This is a genomic window from Mycobacterium sp. KBS0706 (assembly GCF_005938675.2).
In the GTDB taxonomy this organism is placed as follows: domain Bacteria; phylum Pseudomonadota; class Alphaproteobacteria; order DSM-16000; family Inquilinaceae; genus Inquilinus.
Map to the genome: position 1 here is coordinate 1 of NZ_VCCH02000269.1, position 1,472 is coordinate 1,472.

Consider the following 1,472-nt stretch of genomic DNA (forward strand, 5'->3'; position numbering starts at 1 on the left):
CTAGGGCATCTACAGATTGTGTGCGAAGCCGGCGGCGAAGGCGCGGAAGAAGGCCAAGCCGTTGTGGAGGGTGATGGGTCCGGGCGGTTTGGCTTCGTATTCGTGCCAGCCGCCGAGCTTGGCGATGACCCAGGCGGCCCAGGAGAGTGAGGGCTCGGGATGGGGGTTCTTCTGGCGCGCGGACTTGCCTTGCAGGCGCTGGTTCAGCGCGGCCAAGGCAGTGATCTCATGTGGGGAGAAGGTAAGGCTTGCCGGCTGCCGATCACGGCCGTCGCGCGCCTGGAGGAGTTGCATGACGATGGCCGCCGCCTTGGCGGCGATAGCCACCAGCTTGCAGAGGCGATCGGCGCTGGCCATCTGGCTGTCTTCGATCTTCAGGCCCTGGCGCTTGAGGGTGCGGAAGAACTGCTCGATGAGCCAGCGCTGGCGATACCAGGCGACGATCTGCCAGGCCACGGCAACGCTGTCGATGCGATGGGTGGTGAGCAGGATCCAATGCACCGGCTCGCTGCCCTTCGGGGGATGCGGCTCGACGACCTCCACCGCATGGACCGGCAGGCTCTTGGGCAGGTCCTTCTCCAGGGTGTTCTTGGGCCGTTTGAGCTGGACAGCCGCAAAGCGCAGCTCCAGATCGGCGGTGCGCGGGGGGCGGTCGGCGCGCTCGCGCAGCTCCAGCTCCGCCGTGGCGACCACCGGCCGGTCCGCCAGTACCGTGCGCACCGTGCCGCCTGCCAGCAGGGCATGATCGTCCCGCAGCCGCGTCAGGAGATGGACGGTGTCGGTCGGCGTCAGCGCCCAGTGCGCGTAGAAGTCGCCTTCCCGGTCGTCGATGATCGTGACCAGACGGGCCGCCGCCAGCGCCTCCTTGGCCGCTTCCGCGGTGGCGATCCAGCGCATCGACTCCTTGTCCGCCAGCCGGCGTCCGGCGTGCGGGCTATCGACCTCGCCCGGGCGGTTCCACACCTGGCCGCCGACCAGGCCGAGCACGGCGCCGCTGTCGGCATCGACCCCGATCATGGCGTGCAACAGCACGCCATATGCGTGGCCTTTCTTGATCTTCCCCAGCCCGCGCCGGGTCTCGGCCGTCGTCGCGAACTTCAGCTCGCTGGTGTCCTGGATGGCCAGGACATGCCGCCCAGCCGCCGCCAGCCGCGTCTGCCCGCTCCACCCGGCGATCAGCTTGTCGACGCTCACCCGCTCATTGGCCAGAAAGCGCCAGAACCGCATCTGCGCCGACCAGCTCCCCTGGGCCAGACGGCGCAGGCACACTGTCGTGCACGACACCATGCGCTCGAGAAGCGCCGCCCCCCTTTATCGAGGCGCCGATCCCCGAACCGTCCCAGCGACCGATCCATGACGACACTCCGGTTGCCCAAAGTGTCGCACAGAGAATCACACACCCCGATGCGACCGGAAGCGACAACACTCTCCCCGAGTCAATCTGTCGCTCCAAAGATCCGTAGACGCCCTAG

1 protein-coding gene is annotated in these 1,472 nt (G+C 67.9%); it reads right to left on the bottom strand.

What is annotated here, in order from left to right; genetic code table 11:
• Positions 1 to 9: 9 nt before the first annotated feature.
• Positions 10 to 1,227 (bottom strand): IS4 family transposase, encoded by a 1,218-nt coding sequence (locus FFK22_RS41740; RefSeq protein WP_221939305.1) that lies wholly within the window; start codon positions 1,225 to 1,227, stop codon positions 10 to 12.
• Positions 1,228 to 1,472 lie beyond the last annotated feature (245 nt).

Coding starts and splice junctions, on each gene's coding strand:
- FFK22_RS41740 (WP_221939305.1), bottom strand. CDS start 1,227: ATGCGGTTCTGGCGCTTTCTGGCCAATGAGCGGGTGAGCGTCGACAAG.